Source organism: Vibrio sp. JCM 18905 (assembly GCF_055393305.1).
This window is the reverse complement of sequence record NZ_AP043879.1, coordinates 248,124-265,884: the sequence shown is the minus strand read 5'-3', so window position 1 is coordinate 265,884 and position 17,761 is coordinate 248,124. Positions and strand designations below refer to the sequence as shown.

Genomic DNA, 17,761 nt, shown 5'->3' with positions numbered 1-17,761 from the left:
AGAGACTTTAGCCTTCTTCTTGCAGTCCCTTTCACAAATATGACAAGGTTGAACACAGACTGTACAACCTCTTGCTTACTGATGAATCCCTCAAACAAGTCTACAAATAAATTGAGATCTCAAACAGTTACTTCATTACCATTAAAAAGATCTGCGACTTAAACTTACATCTAGCGCAATCGTTTAACATCCATAAAGAGATGCTCACTTGCGCACTACCCCCAATGAAATGAAAATGTAAGGATTAACCATGTCAGGACTGCGCACCCTAGGCGAGTTCATTGTCGAAAAACAAGCGGATTTCCCCCACGCTAGCGGTGATCTATCATCCCTTTTAGCCTCCATTCGTTTAGCTGCAAAAATCGTTAACCGCGAAATCAACGCAGCGGGTCTCGGTGATATCACTGGTGCTGTAGGCACGGAAAATGTCCAAGGTGAAGACCAGCAAAAGCTCGATGTTTACGCAAACGATAAGTTCAAAGCCGCGCTTGAAGCTCGTGACCAAGTGTGTGGCGTTGCCAGTGAGGAAGAAGACGAAGCGGTTGCTTTCAACAAAGAGCTCAACCAAAACGCCAAATATGTGGTACTGATGGACCCACTTGATGGTTCTTCTAACATCGATGTTAACGTCTCTGTCGGTACTATCTTCTCTATTTATCGCCGTGTTTCACCTATTGGCACACCAGCGACAGAAGAAGATTTCCTTCAGCCTGGTCATAAGCAAGTTGCCGCTGGTTACGTGATTTACGGTTCATCAACCATGTTGGTTTACACCACGGGTAACGGCGTAAACGGCTTTACTTACGACCCATCTATCGGCAGCTTCTGCCTTTCTCATGAAAACATGATGATTCCAGAAGAAGGTAAGATTTATTCGATCAACGAAGGTAACTACATTCGCTTCCCTCAAGGGGTGAAGAAGTACATCAAGTACTGCCAAGAGAATGTGCCAGAAGACGGTCGTCCATACACTTCTCGCTACATTGGCTCATTGGTTGCTGATTTCCACCGCAACTTACTGAAAGGTGGTATCTACCTTTACCCTAGTACGCAAAGCCATCCACAGGGCAAACTGCGTCTGCTTTATGAATGTAACCCAATGGCGTTCTTAATTGAGCAAGCGGGCGGTATTGCATCAGACGGCGTCAATCGCATCATGGATATCAAACCAACCGAATTGCACCAACGTGTGCCTTTCTTTGTTGGTTCTAAGAACATGGTTCGCAAAGTTGAAGAGTTCCTTGAACTGCACCGCGACGAAGAATAATTTCAGACCTTTGTCCAACGCGGCAGGTGTTTACCTGCCGCGTTTTTGTCGCTAAAGTGAAACGCGAATTTATCATCAGATGAAGCCGCTTCTGTGTGACTCATCGTTAATGAAAAGGAATATTCTAATGAGCTTAAACCATGTGCCAGCAGGCAAGTCGCTGCCTGAAGATATCTATGTCGTGATCGAAATTCCTGCAAATGCAGATCCAATCAAGTACGAAGTAGATAAAGACTCTGGTGCGGTATTTGTCGACCGTTTCATGTCTGCACCAATGTTCTACCCATGTAACTATGGCTACGTGAACAATACGCTGTCTCTTGATGGCGACCCAGTCGACGTACTGGTACCAACACCATACCCACTCATGCCAGGTTCAGTGATTCGCTGCCGTCCTGTTGGCGTTTTGAAGATGACGGATGAGTCAGGTGAAGACGCAAAAGTGTTTGCGGTTCCACACACCAAAATCTCGAAAGAGTACGATCATATCCAAGATGTGGACGATATCCCAGAACTACTGAAAGCGCAGATCACGCAATTCTTTGAGCGTTACAAAGAGCTTGAAGCAGGTAAATGGGTGAAAGTGGATGGTTGGGCAGATGTTGCTGCCGCTAAAGCTGAGATCCTAGAATCTTACGAGCGCGCTCAGAAAAAATAAGCATCACTGCTAATACAAAATTAAAAAGAGCTGCTTTAAGGCAGCTCTTTTGCTTTTCATCTTGTGTAAGTCAACTAGATAGGCGCGCCTGCAGAAGACATTCGGCCGGCGTCATAGTCATGCTGAAAGAAAGGGTCTAGGTCATCACAAATACCAAAATACGGACGCCCGATAACACCAAGCATATACGCGCTTTGTTCACAATACTCTTGCTTCCCTTGCTGATAACCCATTTGATAGGCCATGATCAGTTCAGGCGTAGCATGATTAGTACCATCCAGTGCAGCGATACGATCTTCAGATAAAACTCTTAATCCATCTAAGGCAGACTGCTTACCAAACGCTTGCCAGTCGGTAGCATTACTCGAGGTCGGCAGGGTTGTTTGCGCGCATGCAGCAAGAATCAACGCCATTGCTCCAATTACGAATACCTTCATCATGACTCCTTAGTGACCAGCTCGTCGCTGTTGATAATGTCAGTATAGCTCACACCTTTTGACACCAATCTCCGGAAGCGATTTCTTCGGTCAGTTGTTCAGTATCTTGATACAAGTAGATCCAAGCTTGGCCAAACGGCGTGACGATACTCTCTCGACGATACTCTACTGGCACATCTTCCAACTTATCTAGCTCGGATAAGGTTTCATCATCAATCAGATACACTTCACCTTGTATCGAGCGCTGCCCAACAGACAACGCGGGATAAGGACCTAAGTCATACAGTGCGAACTGAGCGTCCGTTTCATGCTGACCAAGAAACTGGGCCGAGCTCAGAAAGTGATGATTACACTCTCCTTTACGCAAGGTCCCATATACAAAAACTAAATGCTGCATAACCACTCCTTAGTCATGAACTTTATGTACGCAGGCGAACAAGCTCTAATCGAACTCAAATTGATAGAGTAGGTCAACCGCACTATCTACACCAGAAACCGCCTCTAAATACAGATCTTGCATCAATCGATAACGCACTGTGAACTCGCCTAGTGAGTTAAAGATGCCGACGCCGTATTTCACCTGTAATCCCGGCAGAATGTAACCACTGACGGTCACTTGAGAATCATCGCCCGACCCCGCTGTATCCAATTGTAAATCTTGAACCCCAAAGGCTTCGCCGATTTCACCAACCACGCGTCCACTCTTTGCCAAACTTAGGCCGATCAACGTGGTCGTCATAGCATTGCCTCCCGCTTCGCCATCAATGTCTTGACCACGAAGTAGGTAAGAGAGCGCATTCGCTTGAGGCATCGCTGGCTCAGAGAATATCTCCACATTTGGATCCGATGCTGGTCCTGTTACACGCACACCAGCAATCACGTCATCTTGGGTATTATCTGGATTTCGAATCGCCTTAATAGAAACGTACGGCTGATCTGCCGGACCATTCATTAAGATCTTACCTTCTTCAATCACCAAATCCTGACCAAAAGAGCGGTAAGAACCGTCGACGATATTAACCTCACCAACGATGAACGGACCTTTATCTTTCTGTGTCACATTGAGGTTACCTTTCAGACCACCTTTCAAGCCAAAGGCGGCCAGTTGAAAGTCATCACCGATCTTAATGTTGATATCCGTTTCAACATCAAATGGCATTGGCTCGATATCACTCACAGGCTGTAAGTTCTGGTCCAAAATCACGGTGTCGCTTGAAACACCAACCGCACTTGGTGGCAGCTCTTCAACCACAACTCGTCCCCAAGGCAGATTAATATTACCTTCGACCTTAGCAAGCTGTGGTGTGACATCAATGGTCATGTCCGGCTCAACTTTGATTTTTACCATTGGTGGAAGATCCACCTGAAGCTCTTTCGCAAATACGCGCGCTTTGGTATGCCAATTTTGTAGATCCTGCCAATCGGCCTCACCGGTCACTTCCAACTCACCATCTGGCGTCATGATACCCGCATCAAGATCCGCTTGGTGACCTTTAAAGTTGATCGCGACCTGACCGGAGTTAATGTCTATCGGCGTGACTTCACCTTGTAGCTTCATTTGATCAATCAAGAACTGACCGTTGACCTTAGGGTGCATAACATCACCAGATATCGCCAAATCAGTATTCATATTCGCTTTGAATAGGCTGTACTCACCTATCAACGGCGCTAAGAAATCCAGATGGAATGTCGATAGCGAGACCTTACCGTCAATCTCAGGCTGCTCAGACGTTACATCGACCAAAGAAACCTGACCAGATAAGTCACCGTTGTCTCTCACATCAAATAACCACTCAGCATCTAACTTGTCTTTTGCCAGCGCCGCTTTAAAGCTAAAGCTTTCCCAACCAAGAGTTATCGGCTGCTCTAGTGCTTGCTCTACTTGACCTTTAGGCATATCAACGTTCACCGTGACTTCCGGCTTCATCTCTGGTGCCCATTTTGCTGTCGCTTGCGCGTTGACCGACCCTTGTAATTTCGTCTCTGGCGGCAGGAACTGCTTGATTTGTTCAAAGTCAAAGTCGTTCACGGCTAACTTGGCTTCGCCACTTTGACCAACACTAATATCTTCGGTCAAACAAACACTCGAATTGGCTTGCAGCCAACAATGTGCTTGAACATCAGCGATTTGTTTATCGATGTTGACTTTAACCGCCGTCGATTTCTGCAACGCCCAAGGTCCCTGCGGCGTGCTCAAAGTAAGACGACGCAATGCACCATCCCAGATCATTTGCGGCTTCTGTATGAATGAGCCTTCAATTTCTAAGCTGGTTGATACAATGTCAGACACCACATCTAGCGTCAGTTGGTGCAGTTTTTCATCCCCAGAAACTTCAAGGTCTGCACTATCAACTTTAATGTCGTCGTAGGTAATGTTGTTCGCAATGAGGCTTAAGTTCGCTTTCGGTGCTGGCAGAGGCGTCACATCCCCCTTCAAGGTTATGTTTTCAACGTTCGCTTGCTGCTGCCAGTTCACTTGGTTTAGCGCTAGGTCTAATTTGATGTCAGGCTCTTTCAAGCTACCACGCAGCGCAACATTGCCCTGCATCTTACCTGCAAGATCCGGAACACTTTTCGCAAAATCGGGGAAGTTAACCTCAACATCCATTAATATCTGCTTATCAATCTTACCCTTGGCACTCAATTGGTTAGGGCCATGAGAAAGCGCTAAACCTTGCGTGGTAAGCTGAATGTCTTCACCTTTGCCATTCTTATCAGACGCTTCCAGTTGGCCTTCCACATTCAGCGGATAACCGCGCAAAATGCCATCGATATCTAACTTAGGTAAACTGACTTGCCAACCGCCTTGTTCTGTTAAAGAACCTGAAGTCGAGAGGCTACCACTGATATCGCCTTCCGCTTCTTCCCATTGAAGCCCTGGTTGAATATGTTGCAAATTAAGGTCAGCTTGCCAGTTGATTGGCGCAGCCCAATTCGCCATCACCTGACCGGATAGCTCACCGCCCAATGTTTTGACTACCAGGCTTTCAAGATCGATTTGCTCTAATGTGCCATTGCCGTTTAGTGCAACATCTACAGCAGGAATATCTTTACCCGAAGCTTGTGTTTCTAGTGCCACAGTGTATCCATCCAGGGAACCTTTTGCAGATAAACTTGGTACCGATACTTGATAATCACTTTGACCGATTAACGGCCATTGCGCTTGCACATTTTTGATTGCAACATCAAAAGGTAACTGCGCTTTCAGGAGCTGAAGTTCACCTTTGATCTCCGCTTCGACTAATTCAGATAAGGTCGCAGTGAGAGAAAGGTCTCCCACCGAACCAGCAGCTGACAGCGACAGCTTTTGCCCTTTCGCATCCGCTTGCTTCACCAGCGCATCGAGCTGAGCTTTGAGAGGATAGTCAGCAGAAAGCGTTACTTGCGTGCTTAACTTACCTTCCACTTCAGGCATATCGAGCTCTAATGTTTTCAGATCAACACGGTCGCCCCCCGCTTTCGCTACAACACCAAGGTGGTGAACGATCACCGGCTTCTCACCTGCAAGCTTGAAGTTATGAATATCGAGGCGTCTTGCTTCCACAGTGAGTGGAATCCACACCTCGGGTAACACAATATCTTGCGGCGGAGCGTCAGCGTCTTTCGGCTCGTCTGTGGCCGCTTCAGGTTCAGCTTCACTTGAAGCCAGTGCAACATTGATGTCTTTTAATGCCGTCGGCGCAATCACTAAACGGTCGCCTTGCATAGAAAGACCGGTAGAGAAATCTTGCCAGTCAATTTGGTTGCCTAAAATGTTTAAGTTAATGTCATCAAAACTGACCTTATTAACAAAAATAGGGACTGGTGTACTGACTGTACGTAATGGCGGTGTCTCCTCTGGCTCTTCGCCTGCCGGAGGGAGCTCTGGCATCTGAAAGTTAACACCTTGCAGGGTTAGCTCATCGACACAGACTTTAGGATCAAAGAAACAACGGAAGTTAACCGCTAACGCTAAACGATCGACTTTTGCGTCGATGTTCAAAGATTCGTCGATAAAACTGACGTTCTGTAGCTCAAAACGAGGAAATAATGAACCCTGAACTTTCTCTATCTGTAGTTGCGGTAAAGCCTTTTCTGCTCCCCACAACGCGAGCTTAAGACCAGGGTGAGTAAATAGCACTGTCGCAACAAAAATGATGAGCAACAGCAATAGACCAATCAAACTTAGCGACAGCCATTTGGTCCACTTAAACATCATTTTGATCATAACTCAGGCCCCAATGAGAAGTGGATGCGGAACTCTCTTTCTGGTTTTTCATCCAGTCCCCACGCAAAATCAAAGCTAACCGGTCCAACCGGAGACGCCCAACGGATACCCACACCAGCACCCGATTTCCATTCAGGTGTTTCGTTAAATGCATCGCCAATATCGTAGAAGGTGGCTGCCCACCAGTTTCCATACACGCGATATTGATATTCTAATGTGCTGCTAACGATGTATTTACCACCCGTCAAGGCGCCACTTTCATCCACAGGTGAAATAGACTCATATCCATAACCACGAATGTTGTTATCACCACCAGCGAAGAAACGCAGAGAAGGCGAAAGCTTTTCAAATTCGTCAGTGATGTTCGCACCACCTTCTAAACGGAACAAACCACGATGATTATCACCGATCCCGCGGATCCAAGATGATCGCCCTAATAGGCGCAATACTCGCGTTTCTGACAGCAAAGCAGGATCACCATATTCGATCGTTACACTTTGCTTATCCCCCCACATTGGCATGTTGCCACCACGGACACGAGTTCGTGAAAAAGTGGCTCCGGGTAACACAAATTGCACCCCATCATCTTGCAGACCTTGAGAGAAGTTTTCGTACAAGTGACGAACATAAATGGTTTTATGCCAGCCGCCATCAGTTAGCCAATGTCGCTCAACTGCCAGGTTGGATTCCAAACTCTCCGTATCTCGATTATCAAGGTGCTTTAAACCAAATTGCAGTTGGTAGTATTCACGCAATACATCATCAAGCGGGATTTTGTAGCCTGCCGTGATCGTCTGTTCTGGCTTTGATAGTGATAACGCCGTATTAAAGCTGTGACCACGTGAACTAACCCATGGTTTTTTCCATTTTAACGTGCCACGCACACCAGTATCGGTCGAGTAACCAAGGCCGGTTTCTATTTGGTTTTTTGACGCTGGCGCGAGCGAGACCTTAATTGGCAATTCGCGTCCCTCATCCAATTTACTTAAATCAGGCTCCACAAAAACCGATGAAAACCAATCGGTATTAGACAGGTTTTGGTTGTACTCCCCCACTTGCGAAACTAAGTAAGGTTCACCAATTTCAAAAGGTCGCATTGATTCAACACGGTTTTCCCAAATCTGACTGCCAGTAATGTTAATCGGACCAAAGTGATAACGAATACCACTGTCATAATGCAAACGCACATTCGCTTCATTGAAGTCAGGAATCACTTCAAGTTTGCTGAGCTTGTAATCACCATTGAAATAACCACGCTGCAACGCCAAGTTACGAATACCCGATTTCAGGCTATCGTATTCGCCTTGATTCAATACTTTGCCGACTTTAAGCGGTGAACGTTCAATAAGTTTGGCGAACTCTTCATCGTCTTTTGCTTCACCTGTGATCACCACATCCATGACTTTCACTTTCACAGGTAAACCCGGCTTGATGCTGACGATCAACTCATCATTCCCTTCCGGAATAGAGTATGAAATTTTTGCATGATAATACCCAAGCGCATTGAGAGCTTCAGTGATACTTTGATCTAATCTCGCTTGAAAACGCAGAGAAGTGGAGTAGTCCTTCGCTGGAATGGACGACAGGTACGCACTGACATTCTCTTCTAAAGCGCCATCGATGCCTTTTAAAGTCAAAGAAACATCGGCATAGGCACCATGAGAAAAGGCAAACAGGCCAACAATGGTGAGGAGAGCTTTTTTTATCATGCTTTTTTGGCTGAATGAGGTTAAGTAAACGTAAATAATGATAACGCCAATTAAAGTCTAAGTCTGTAATATTAATAGGTTTAACGCGGTCTATGTCATCACAGCATCAGATACAGACGAAATGAAAAAGTTCGCAAATTTAAGACACGTATTGAAGGACAAATACCATGCTCAACAAACAAACATTGATCAGTATAGAAGATGCCTTGCCAGGTAGAGATCAACCGATGCAGGTTGAAGATCATCATTTTGTAAATAAATCTAACTTAAAGGCACCATTGGAGCCGCATCAACAACAAATTCTGCTGGGAATGGGCTGCTTTTGGGGGGCTGAGCGCGTATTTTGGCAACTGGATGGGGTTATCTCCACTTCGGTTGGCTACGCCGGTGGATATACACCCAATCCTACTTATGAAGAGGTGTGTACGGGTAAAACAGGCCATACAGAGGTAGTACGAGTCGTCTTCGATGAACGCGTGATTTCCTTAGAAAAACTACTGGCCGTTTTTTGGGAGAAACATGACCCAACCCAGGGGATGCGTCAAGGTAACGATTTGGGCACACAATACCGTTCGGCTATTTACACTTATTCCGCGAAGCAGCAAGAGAGCGCAGAAAAATCGAAGCTCTTGTATCAACAAGCACTGCAAGAGGAACTACGCGCGAATATCACCACTGAGATACAGCCAGCGGGCCCGTATTATTTTGCCGAAACTTACCACCAGCAATACCTGGCTAAAAACCCTGACGGTTACTGCGGTATCGGTGGCACAGGTGTTTGCTTTCCACCCAGCTTACAAAGTTAGTTCCTAGGACTAACTGAAACCAAAAAGAGCGACCGAATAGGTCGCTCTTTTTTGAAATCGAAAACTAAATTCAAGCCAACGGGCTCTTAAACAGACAACGAAGCAATCACTTGGTTGACTTCTTTAAAGATGGTGAGTCTTTTCTGATCGTTGACGTCAGGGAGCAAAACTTTGCCATTGTCGAACTGAAAACATCCAACCCCAGCAATAAAGAATTGACCTTTGAACAACGTTTTAACGAAACGTGCCACTTGTAATGGTCGGTATACAGCAAACTCACGTAGCATAACTCACCTCAATTCCTTTGAGAAAACACGGATTGCTTATTTATCCTCTGCAATCTTGATGCGCAATCTGCGACGAGGTTCATTTTAGCAAATTCTAAATATAACGCAATATTACACCACCCCATACGTTAAATAAATGTTATCAACAGTTCTACAAATTTCCTAGATCTGGATATATACTGGAAAACTTCCAACTCGTACGGAATATAACAATATGAAAACTAAGACTCTCCTACCTTTACTATTGGCTATAACGCCAAGCTTTGCGTTTGCACACAACCTATCTGTCGGTGAGACCGTTCCTTCTGCCAAGGTCGCGGCTTATGGCGAGATTGTTTTGCAAGGTGAGGGCGTGGCATACCAACCATGGGCAACCCAGCATATGCAGGGTAAGGTTCGTGTTATTCAAGCAATCGCAGGTCGTAGCAGTTCAAAAGAAATGAACGCCCCTTTGATGTCAGCAATAACCGCCGCGCAATTCCCGCAAGAAAGCTACCAAACAACTACGATCATTAACCAAGATGATGCCATCTGGGGGACAGGTTCGTTCGTGAAATCTTCAGCCCAAGACAGCAAAAAAGAGTTTCCTTGGTCATCTATGGTTCTGGATGAAAATGGCGTAGTCGCCAACACTTGGGATCTTAAAGAAGAAAGCTCTGCCATTATTGTTCAAGACAAAACAGGCAAAGTGCTGTTTGTAAAAGAAGGCGCACTTGAGCAAGATGAAATTGCAAAGGTGATCGAGCTAATTAAACAGAACATCTAGTCTCGTTGCTTGGCTCCTTAATATCCGTAATACGCAATATAAGGAGCCATGCGACCAAACTTAAAGCTGAGATTTCTGTTGCCCCTAGTTGAACGCTTAGTGATTCCACCAAGGAGACTGTCTCAGATTCGGCGACATCACATGTGTTGACGTAAATTTTCCCACTAGCCAACAAAAGAGTGAACTTTTACTCATTATGGGTGTTATATTATAACAGTCGGTAAGAGGAGCTCAGATGTACCACCACCAGCAAAAGATACGGAAGCATTGGCATCGCACTGTTTTATTTTTCAGTGTCGCGTTGCTGATCGCTTGGAACTTTGCGGTAATCCTTCATCAAGTTGATCTGACTCCCGAACACCACACACACCATCATTGCCAGCTATTTTCTGGGGTTCAGCACGGCATAGCCAAAGCTCAACCGACCCTATCGACGCCAACATTTACGCGCATCCAATACCATGATGTCTTTCAGCGCCTTGTTAATAGTGAAGACATTCGTGGTGCAGCTCGTGCCCCGCCTTATTTTGCTTAATTTCCAAACTATTCCACACTCAACATAATTTGTGCGTATTCCTGCACCTCACGTGTCAGCGAATCGCACCTTAGTAAATACAAATCTGATCCGGTATTGCTCGGGTTAGTGCCAGCAAAATTAGGAAACACAAAATGTCATCGAAACATATTTTAGCGCTTGTCATTGGTCTCTCTTTATCGACAGCAGCAAATGCGGACGAATACCGCCAGCACGGTGCTCATGTGCATGGTCACGTCGAATTTAATATCGCCCAAGATGGAAAGGATCTGTTAGTGGAGATTACTGCTCCCGGTGCCGATGTGGTCGGTTTCGAGCATGCTCCAGAAAATGAACAACAAGAGCAAGCACTTAAACAAGCCATTGCCACCCTAGAAGACAGCAACACACTGTTTGCGATTAACGCGCAAGCCAATTGTGATATTGAAGAAGCTTACGTAAACCATAACCTCAGCACCCCTCATGAAGACCATGATCATAGCGAGCACGGCCATGATGACCATGCAAATCACAATCATGAAGGGCACGAACACCATGATCACCACAATGAACATCATGATGAACATGAGCACCATGACGGTCACGATGCTCACCATGAGGAGCATGAAAATGGCGGACATGGTGAGTTTTCGGTGCAATATCGCTTCAGCTGTGACCAAGTTAACCAACTCAGTCACATTCAAACCGACTGGTTTAATCAATTTCCAACGACAGAGTCAATCAACGTCAATATATTCACTGACACCATGCAATCAGCCATCAAACTGAGCAAAGATAACTCCCAAATCGTAATCAAATAACACGAGTGGCGTGTAAGTACACACTTACACGCCAATGCTTTGGTGATTTAGTATGACTGAAATCATGTCAAACGTTGTTGAGCTAAATAATGCCCAGTTTGTCTGGCCCGGTTCAACACACGCAACCATTCATATTCCACAGTTACATATTGCCCAAGGTGAGCACGTATTTATCAAAGGTCCCAGTGGCTGCGGTAAATCTACGCTGCTTGCCCTACTAACTGGCATCAACACGTTAACATCAGGCTCTCTATCCGTACTGAATACTGACCTTGTTAGTTTAAGTGCAAGTCAAAGAGACAAATTTCGCGCCGATCACATTGGCTATATCTTTCAGCAGTTCAATTTATTGCCTTATTTAAACGTACTTGAAAACGTACTACTGCCTTGCCAATTCAGTCAAACACGACGTGGCCGCGCGCTTTCAAGAACGTCATCTCAAACGTTAGAAGAGCAAGCTCAAGCTCTGCTTGAAAGGCTCCACCTACCCAGCGAGCTTCATGCTCGTCCGGTATCGGAACTGAGCATTGGCCAACAACAACGTGTTGCGGCTGCACGAGCACTCATTGGGTATCCGGGGTTAGTGATTGCTGACGAGCCAACCTCCGCTCTAGACCACGATAACCGTAAAGCGTTTATTGAACTCCTGATGGAGCAAACGAATCAAGCCAACGCTACGCTGATCTTCGTCAGTCACGATCCAACGCTTGAGCCCTTATTTGACCGCACACTTAACCTACCAGATATTAACCAAGCATCTAACCTAGGAGCCGCATCATGAGCGCTGTTGCAAAGCTCGCGTGGAAGAGCTTAATCAATCGTAAGGCGACGGCAATATTAACCATCATGACAGTCGCGATTTCTGTCATACTCCTTTTAGGAGTAGAACGCATTCGTACTCAGGCAAAAGATAGCTTCGCCAATACAATTTCAGGCACCGACCTCATCATTGGTGGCCGTTCTGGACAAGTGAACTTGCTGCTCTACTCTGTATTTCGCATTGGCAATGCCACCAACAACATTGACTGGAAGAGCTACCAAGAGTTTGCCAATCATCGAGCAGTAGATTGGGCGATTCCAATCTCACTTGGCGACTCGCACAAAGGATTCCGAGTCATGGGAACCAACCACAGCTATTTTGAACACTATAAATTCGGAAGTAAGCAATCACTAACCTTTTCAGAAGGCCAAGAATTCAATGGTTTATTTGAAACCGTGCTCGGTTCTGATGTCGCAAAACAGCTGGGGTATCACGTCGGTAGTGAAATCATCATTGCCCACGGCATTAGTGATGTAGGCTTTAGCCGACATGACAACCTACCATTCAAAGTTGTCGGGATTCTTGCGCCCACAGGCACGCCAGTCGACAAAACCGTTCATGTCTCGCTAGAAGCCATCGAAGCCATCCACGTCGGATGGGAAAGCGGTGCACGTTTAGGCCCAACACCCAAGGCACAAGACCTCAAAAACAGAGACTTTCAGCCCAAGCAAATTACCGCGATGCTGGTCGGTTTGAAATCTCGTATTCAGACTTTCGCCCTACAAAGGCAAATCAACACTTATCCCAAAGAACCGCTTAGCGCGATTATGCCCGGGGTTGCGTTGCATGAACTGTGGGGAATGATGTCTGTTGCCGAGCAAGCCTTAATGGCAGTGTCTGGCTTTGTGGTGATTGCAGGATTACTCGGCATGCTAAGCAGCTTATTAACCAGCTTGCAGGAGCGCCGCCGTGAAATGGCGATTTTGCGCGCTATGGGAGCAAGACCTCGTCATGTTTTCTCATTGTTGATCAGCGAAGCCAGTCTACTTACTGCTGCCGGAATTGTGACCGGAGTGGCAGGGCTGTATGCCATTCTCGCCATCGTGCAACCCATCATTCAACAACATTATGGAATACATCTGACTTTAAGCCTCTTATCGCCCTATGAATGGATGCTATTAGGTTTCGTACAATGCGCTGGAATTGTAATTGGTTTCATCCCGGCTTTTCGCGCCTACCGACAGTCACTAAGTGACGGAATGACAATAAGGATTTAATAAAATGTGGAGAAAAATACTCGCAAGTTGCTTGCTGATCGTCTCATTTATAGCACCAGTACTCGCAAGCGAGGAGCCATTAACGCTCGACTGGATTGATCTAGTACCAGAGAAAGAACGCAAACTGTTCGACAGTATGGGCATGCCAGCTTCTGATCACAGTGGCGGCGCAGCGCAACAGTCTAAAATTGGTAACGTTCGACCAGAGCTAAATGGAAGCCAAGTTAAAATCCCAGGCTTTGTCATCCCGCTTGAAGGTGACGCGAATACCGTCACAGAGTTTTTGTTGGTGCCATACTTTGGAGCTTGTATCCACGTTCCACCACCGCCACCAAACCAAATCATTTACGTGAAGTTTCCCAAAGGCGCACCCGTTCAAGAACTGTGGGATGTCATATATGTGGTTGGGGAGTTGAAAACCGAGACGATAAGCCACGAGCTGGCTGAAACGGCTTACGTTATTGAGGGATCGAAAATAGAAGCCTACGACGATATGTAGTTTAAGTCGTTGACATGCATCGGTACACCTAAGGCGTCACATCGGCGCCTTTTTTAGTTCTGTGTTACACGATATAACGAGACAAATACGCTAATACGCCAACATAAATAACCAAAAGAAACGCTATCGACAGGTGCTTTTTGAGTTTACCTGCTTCTGAGAACTTCATTGTCCCTCCAAAATAACGATAACAATTTTAACAACTCATTATCATTTTGGATAGCCCTATTCGTTCAAAAACTGAGAACTCCTATCTGGTCGCCTGGTTAGATAAGGTGTAAATTTAAACAAGCGAACAGCGCAGTTCTTGGTAGGAAAATTAATGGCAGAACCGACAAAGCAACCTGTTGTCATCGAACATCAGTCAAACGCACAAAAAAATACGCAACAAGAAAAGAAGCAGGGCTACATCAAAGACAGTGCCAGCAAGGTAAAAACCATTGCCCAAATACACGGTCTTGATGCCTTACTACAAACCGATCCACCAGCCAAATCCGCGCTTGAAAGAGCCCAACTGCGTGAACAGAGACGCCAAGAACAGCGACAAAAAAACCTAGAGCAGATTTTAAAGCTAGCACACAGTTCATGCCGAGATGAAACTGCCGGAGAGCCTGACCAAGACTGGTTGTATCGTTTTTTTGAAATGGCTCAAGACATCCATAACAGCGCGATGCAAAAGTTATGGGCTCAAGTGATGAAGCGTGAAGTGACAAACCCAGGCTCGACGTCTATGAAAGCGCTCAAAGTCCTCAAAGATATGTCACCAAAAGAAGCGCAAACTCTGCAAAGAGCCGCCTCTCTGGCGTGCAGTTTTGGAGGGGATCACAGTCGCAAGCTGTTAATTGGTTATAAAGCGCAAGGAGGAATATTTAGCTTCGGCAAACGAGACATCGCCAACAGCTTAAACATGGGAAGTTTTCAGCTGCCCTATTCAAGTTTGTTGCTGTTGATTGAACTAGGGTTACTGCATAGTACCGAGCTTGAATCTGGCGAAATTGGTATCGAGACGCCATTGATCCTCACCTACCAAGGTAAAAACTTGTCGCTGAACGTGAACAGCAAAGGCGTCCGTCTTTTATATTACCGCTTCACGCCAACAGGCAATGAGCTCTGTACCTTGCTCGGTAACAAACCACATGCCGACTACTACGACCAAATGCTTGCGCTTTTAAATCATAGGTTTAGTGTCCATAGTGACGCTAAAAGTACGGTTCATCATACCGTGTAGGCAGTTTGAGAAGCATTTGACCACCCATGATCCAAATGCTTCTTAAGCCGTTCAAAGAGCTTGAGGTCACCAATGATCCAAATGATTATTTATCGGATCACTGCACGCGACTTAAGCGCTTCCAAGCACAAGTCCACCAGCTCATCGACGCTTTTTTCGCCCGCTGGTAAATCGACTTCCGGATTCTTCGGTGCTTGATATTCAGAATCAATACCAGTGAAGTTAGGAATTTCTCCCGCACGTGCTTTGCGGTACAAACCTTTAGGATCGCGACCTTCGCAGACTTCTAGAGATGCATTGACGAACACTTCGATAAACTCACCTTCTGGCAATAAGTCGCGCACTAGTTGTCGCTCTGCACGATGCGGTGAAATGAACGCCGACAACACAATTAAGCCTGCATCCGCCATCAGTTTAGCCAGTTCACCAATACGACGAATGTTCTCGCGACGATCCTGTTCAGAAAAGCCCAAATCACTACACAGGCCATGTCGCACATTGTCACCATCCAATAAATAAGTGTGGTAACCCAATGCTGCAAGGCGATTTTCCAACGCCCCCGCTACGGTTGATTTACCCGCTCCAGATAAGCCGGTAAACCACAGTACGGCAGGTTTTTGTTTCTTTAATTCAGCACGAAACTGTTTATCAACCGAATGCTGGTGCCAAACAATGTTTTCATCTTTTACCGTCGTTTCGGCAGTCATAACGTATCCTTGTAAATATCGGAATTAAAACGGGAAGAAGACCGGAATCAAAGTAAGTACTAATACAGAGTACACAATCGAAATCGGCACACCAATTCTCACATAGTCGGTCAATTTATAATTTCCTACGCTGTACACCAGTAAGTTGGTTTGATAACCGTAGGGAGAAATAAAGCTCGCACTGGCGCCAAACAAGACCGCCATAATGAATGGCATCGGATCTACGCCATAACCGATCGCCATGCTATAGCCAATAGGAAAAGAAAGCGCAGCCGCGGCATTATTCGTCACCAGTTCAGTGAGAACTAATGTCATGATGTAAGTTGCGACCAAGGCTCCAAACACGCCCCAGCCATTGAACGCTTCAATAAACATCGCTCCCATTCTCTCTGACAAGCCGGAAGAGATCATCAATTGAGCGATGGACAAAGCAGAGCCGACAATCACAACGATATCAATTGGGAAACGGCGGCGCAGTTCTGAAATCTGTACAATGCCAAACGCGATAAGTGCGATAAGATACGCGGCAAGGCCTTTAATAATCGGTACTAGCTCTAATAGCGCACACCCAATTACGGCAGCAAAGCCCAGTAGCACGATGGAGGATTTATTTGTATCAAGCCGAGCGCTAGAGTCCAAATCATGCACTAAAACAAACTCTTTACGATGAGCTCGGCGCTCCGATTCAAAACGCTTCCCCGGAACCAGAACTAACGTGTCACCTGGCGCTAAGGTAATGCTACCCAAACCGCCCTCTAGGCGCTCATGGCCACGACGAATAGCGACAACAACGGCATCAAAGCGGTCACGGAATCGGCTCTCTTTAAGTGTTTTATAGCAAAACGTCGCGGATGAGCTCACCACAACTTCAATAAAATTTTGCCCATTCAAGTGCTGCTGACCAAAAAGCTTGAGGCCCGGAATTTCTTGCAGGGTCGCGACGCTCTCAACATCACCACAAAACAACAATCGGTCTTTCGCATTGAGTACGAAATCCGGTCCTACAGAGGAAACCGTCACGCCATCTCGTACAACCTCCGCAAGAAACAGTTTGCGCAGCGCACGTAAATTATTCTCGCTGACCGTGCGCCCAACTAACGGTGAACCAGGCTCTACGCGAGACTCAAGAAAGTACGGTAAATCTTCTTGGCTTTGATCATCGTAGTTCGGCAGTAAGTAACTGAGCGGGATAAGAATCAGCATTCCTCCCACCAACACCGCCAAGCCAATCATCGTGGGTGTAAAAAAGCTCAGGCTCGGCAAACCGGCATCCTCAACAAAGCTGTTGATGATTAAGTTAGTCGACGTACCTATCAAAGTTAATGTGCCACCAAAAATGGCGGCGTAAGACAGCGGGATGAGTAATTTCGAAGGCGCATGCTGCTGATTACGCTTAATCGCCCCAATCAATGAGACAACCACGGCGGTATTATTCGTGAATGAAGAGAGCAAGGCCGTTGATACACCGAGCTTAGCGATCACACTACCTAACTGGCCTTCAGAAATACTACGGCTCACCCAACTGATTAGTAACGTTTTTTCTAAAGCACACGATGCAAGAATCAGCAGAACCAGAGTCAATAACGAAGAGTTGGTAAAGTTGGATGCGATCGTGGCTGAATCCATCATTCCCGCCATAAATGCAATAAAAGCGGCACCCGCAAAGACATAACTAGGCTTAATTTTTGTGACAAGCAAACAAGTGATAATGCCAAGCAAAATCGCTAATACAAACCCTTGTTCCCACATAGCCTTTCCTTACCAAATCGCCCAAAGGGCACAACAACGACTCATTTATCCGTGAGACACCAGACAAAC

At 46.0% G+C, this 17,761-nt stretch carries 17 protein-coding genes; 10 read left to right on the top strand and 7 right to left on the bottom strand.

Annotation, left to right across the window (positions count from 1 at the left end; genetic code table 11):
- The first annotated feature begins 250 nt into the window (after positions 1-250).
- Complete coding sequence (gene fbp / locus ACZ5ZC_RS09505; protein ID WP_005392321.1) at positions 251-1,267, top strand: class 1 fructose-bisphosphatase; 1,017 nt, start codon at positions 251-253, stop codon at positions 1,265-1,267.
- 127 nt (positions 1,268-1,394) lie between these two features.
- A complete protein-coding gene (ppa, locus tag ACZ5ZC_RS09500; RefSeq protein WP_012841160.1) occupies positions 1,395-1,925 on the top strand; it encodes an inorganic diphosphatase in 531 nt (176 codons plus the stop codon).
- Positions 1,926-1,999: 74 nt separating this feature from the next.
- On the opposite strand, the gene ACZ5ZC_RS09495 is transcribed toward ppa, so the two are convergent.
- The 4 genes from ACZ5ZC_RS09495 to tamA are packed head-to-tail and all read right to left on the bottom strand — an operon-like array spanning position 2,000 to position 8,278.
- Positions 2,000-2,362 carry a DUF2799 domain-containing protein gene (locus tag ACZ5ZC_RS09495; RefSeq protein ID WP_054867219.1) on the bottom strand — a complete coding sequence of 121 codons (363 nt, stop codon included), beginning with the start codon at positions 2,360-2,362 and terminating at the stop codon, positions 2,000-2,002.
- Between the two features lie 49 nt (positions 2,363-2,411).
- Entirely contained in the window at positions 2,412-2,759 is a 348-nt protein-coding gene (locus tag ACZ5ZC_RS09490; RefSeq protein ID WP_012841162.1) for a gamma-glutamylcyclotransferase family protein, read from the bottom strand.
- Between the two features lie 45 nt (positions 2,760-2,804).
- The gene (gene tamB / locus ACZ5ZC_RS09485) at positions 2,805-6,569 is read right to left on the bottom strand and encodes an autotransporter assembly complex protein TamB (RefSeq protein WP_464931870.1); all 3,765 of its coding nucleotides are present in this window, start codon (positions 6,567-6,569) and stop codon (positions 2,805-2,807) included.
- Positions 6,566-8,278: an autotransporter assembly complex protein TamA gene (gene tamA / locus ACZ5ZC_RS09480; protein ID WP_046874047.1), complete on the bottom strand. Its 1,713-nt coding sequence runs from the start codon at positions 8,276-8,278 to the stop codon at positions 6,566-6,568. Before tamA ends, tamB begins: the two co-directional genes overlap by 4 nt.
- 167 nt (positions 8,279-8,445) lie before the next feature.
- Here tamA and msrA point away from each other — a divergent pair, with 167 nt between their 5' ends.
- Positions 8,446-9,084 (top strand): peptide-methionine (S)-S-oxide reductase MsrA, encoded by a 639-nt coding sequence (gene msrA, locus ACZ5ZC_RS09475; protein WP_005392333.1) that lies wholly within the window; start codon positions 8,446-8,448, stop codon positions 9,082-9,084.
- 86 nt (positions 9,085-9,170) lie between these two features.
- Here the strand turns inward: msrA and ACZ5ZC_RS09470 are convergent, their stop codons facing one another.
- On the bottom strand, positions 9,171-9,371 hold the full coding sequence (locus tag ACZ5ZC_RS09470; protein ID WP_012841164.1) for a DUF1107 domain-containing protein: 201 nt from the start codon (positions 9,369-9,371) through the stop codon (positions 9,171-9,173).
- A gap of 214 nt (positions 9,372-9,585) precedes the next feature.
- Here ACZ5ZC_RS09470 and ACZ5ZC_RS09465 point away from each other — a divergent pair, with 214 nt between their 5' ends.
- The 7 genes from ACZ5ZC_RS09465 to ACZ5ZC_RS09435 all read left to right on the top strand — a co-directional run bounded on the left by ACZ5ZC_RS09465 (position 9,586) and on the right by ACZ5ZC_RS09435 (position 15,236).
- Entirely contained in the window at positions 9,586-10,137 is a 552-nt protein-coding gene (locus ACZ5ZC_RS09465) for a YtfJ family protein (protein WP_005392336.1), read from the top strand.
- A gap of 235 nt (positions 10,138-10,372) precedes the next feature.
- Positions 10,373-10,672 (top strand): DUF2607 family protein, encoded by a 300-nt coding sequence (locus ACZ5ZC_RS09460; RefSeq protein ID WP_005392338.1) that lies wholly within the window; start codon positions 10,373-10,375, stop codon positions 10,670-10,672.
- Positions 10,673-10,806: 134 nt separating this feature from the next.
- Positions 10,807-11,472 carry a zinc uptake protein ZrgA gene (zrgA, locus tag ACZ5ZC_RS09455; protein WP_464931869.1) on the top strand — a complete coding sequence of 222 codons (666 nt, stop codon included), beginning with the start codon at positions 10,807-10,809 and terminating at the stop codon, positions 11,470-11,472.
- A gap of 52 nt (positions 11,473-11,524) precedes the next feature.
- Positions 11,525-12,253 carry an ABC transporter ATP-binding protein gene (locus ACZ5ZC_RS09450; protein ID WP_006742969.1) on the top strand — a complete coding sequence of 243 codons (729 nt, stop codon included), beginning with the start codon at positions 11,525-11,527 and terminating at the stop codon, positions 12,251-12,253.
- Positions 12,250-13,509, top strand: a complete 1,260-nt coding sequence (locus ACZ5ZC_RS09445; RefSeq protein ID WP_053809471.1) for an ABC transporter permease — start codon at positions 12,250-12,252, stop codon at positions 13,507-13,509. Before ACZ5ZC_RS09450 ends, ACZ5ZC_RS09445 begins: the two co-directional genes overlap by 4 nt.
- 4 nt (positions 13,510-13,513) lie before the next feature.
- Complete coding sequence (locus ACZ5ZC_RS09440; protein ID WP_047009028.1) at positions 13,514-14,008, top strand: DUF3299 domain-containing protein; 495 nt, start codon at positions 13,514-13,516, stop codon at positions 14,006-14,008.
- A gap of 322 nt (positions 14,009-14,330) precedes the next feature.
- The gene (locus ACZ5ZC_RS09435; protein WP_006742971.1) at positions 14,331-15,236 is read left to right on the top strand and encodes a TIGR03899 family protein; all 906 of its coding nucleotides are present in this window, start codon (positions 14,331-14,333) and stop codon (positions 15,234-15,236) included.
- Positions 15,237-15,325: 89 nt separating this feature from the next.
- On the opposite strand, the gene cysC is transcribed toward ACZ5ZC_RS09435, so the two are convergent.
- Positions 15,326-15,943, bottom strand: coding sequence for an adenylyl-sulfate kinase (cysC, locus tag ACZ5ZC_RS09430; protein WP_005392350.1), 618 nt, complete (start codon positions 15,941-15,943; stop codon positions 15,326-15,328).
- Positions 15,944-15,967: 24 nt separating this feature from the next.
- Positions 15,968-17,692, bottom strand: a complete 1,725-nt coding sequence (locus ACZ5ZC_RS09425) for an SLC13 family permease (protein ID WP_048626586.1) — start codon at positions 17,690-17,692, stop codon at positions 15,968-15,970.
- Positions 17,693-17,761: the final 69 nt, after the last annotated feature.

Bases quoted from the DNA above. Each gene is read 5' to 3' on its own strand.
- ACZ5ZC_RS09495 (WP_054867219.1), bottom strand. From the start codon at position 2,362: ATGAAGGTATTCGTAATTGGAGCAATGGCGTTGATTCTTGCTGCATGC.
- ACZ5ZC_RS09450 (WP_006742969.1), top strand. From the start codon at position 11,525: ATGACTGAAATCATGTCAAACGTTGTTGAGCTAAATAATGCCCAGTTT.
- ACZ5ZC_RS09460 (WP_005392338.1), top strand. From the start codon at position 10,373: ATGTACCACCACCAGCAAAAGATACGGAAGCATTGGCATCGCACTGTT.
- zrgA (WP_464931869.1), top strand. From the start codon at position 10,807: ATGTCATCGAAACATATTTTAGCGCTTGTCATTGGTCTCTCTTTATCG.
- tamB (WP_464931870.1), bottom strand. From the start codon at position 6,569: ATGATCAAAATGATGTTTAAGTGGACCAAATGGCTGTCGCTAAGTTTG.
- ACZ5ZC_RS09435 (WP_006742971.1), top strand. From the start codon at position 14,331: ATGGCAGAACCGACAAAGCAACCTGTTGTCATCGAACATCAGTCAAAC.
- ACZ5ZC_RS09490 (WP_012841162.1), bottom strand. From the start codon at position 2,759: ATGCAGCATTTAGTTTTTGTATATGGGACCTTGCGTAAAGGAGAGTGT.
- ACZ5ZC_RS09445 (WP_053809471.1), top strand. From the start codon at position 12,250: ATGAGCGCTGTTGCAAAGCTCGCGTGGAAGAGCTTAATCAATCGTAAG.
- ACZ5ZC_RS09440 (WP_047009028.1), top strand. From the start codon at position 13,514: ATGTGGAGAAAAATACTCGCAAGTTGCTTGCTGATCGTCTCATTTATA.
- ACZ5ZC_RS09470 (WP_012841164.1), bottom strand. From the start codon at position 9,371: ATGCTACGTGAGTTTGCTGTATACCGACCATTACAAGTGGCACGTTTC.
- ACZ5ZC_RS09465 (WP_005392336.1), top strand. From the start codon at position 9,586: ATGAAAACTAAGACTCTCCTACCTTTACTATTGGCTATAACGCCAAGC.
- msrA (WP_005392333.1), top strand. From the start codon at position 8,446: ATGCTCAACAAACAAACATTGATCAGTATAGAAGATGCCTTGCCAGGT.
- fbp (WP_005392321.1), top strand. From the start codon at position 251: ATGTCAGGACTGCGCACCCTAGGCGAGTTCATTGTCGAAAAACAAGCG.
- ppa (WP_012841160.1), top strand. From the start codon at position 1,395: ATGAGCTTAAACCATGTGCCAGCAGGCAAGTCGCTGCCTGAAGATATC.
- tamA (WP_046874047.1), bottom strand. From the start codon at position 8,278: ATGATAAAAAAAGCTCTCCTCACCATTGTTGGCCTGTTTGCCTTTTCT.
- ACZ5ZC_RS09425 (WP_048626586.1), bottom strand. From the start codon at position 17,692: ATGTGGGAACAAGGGTTTGTATTAGCGATTTTGCTTGGCATTATCACT.
- cysC (WP_005392350.1), bottom strand. From the start codon at position 15,943: ATGACTGCCGAAACGACGGTAAAAGATGAAAACATTGTTTGGCACCAG.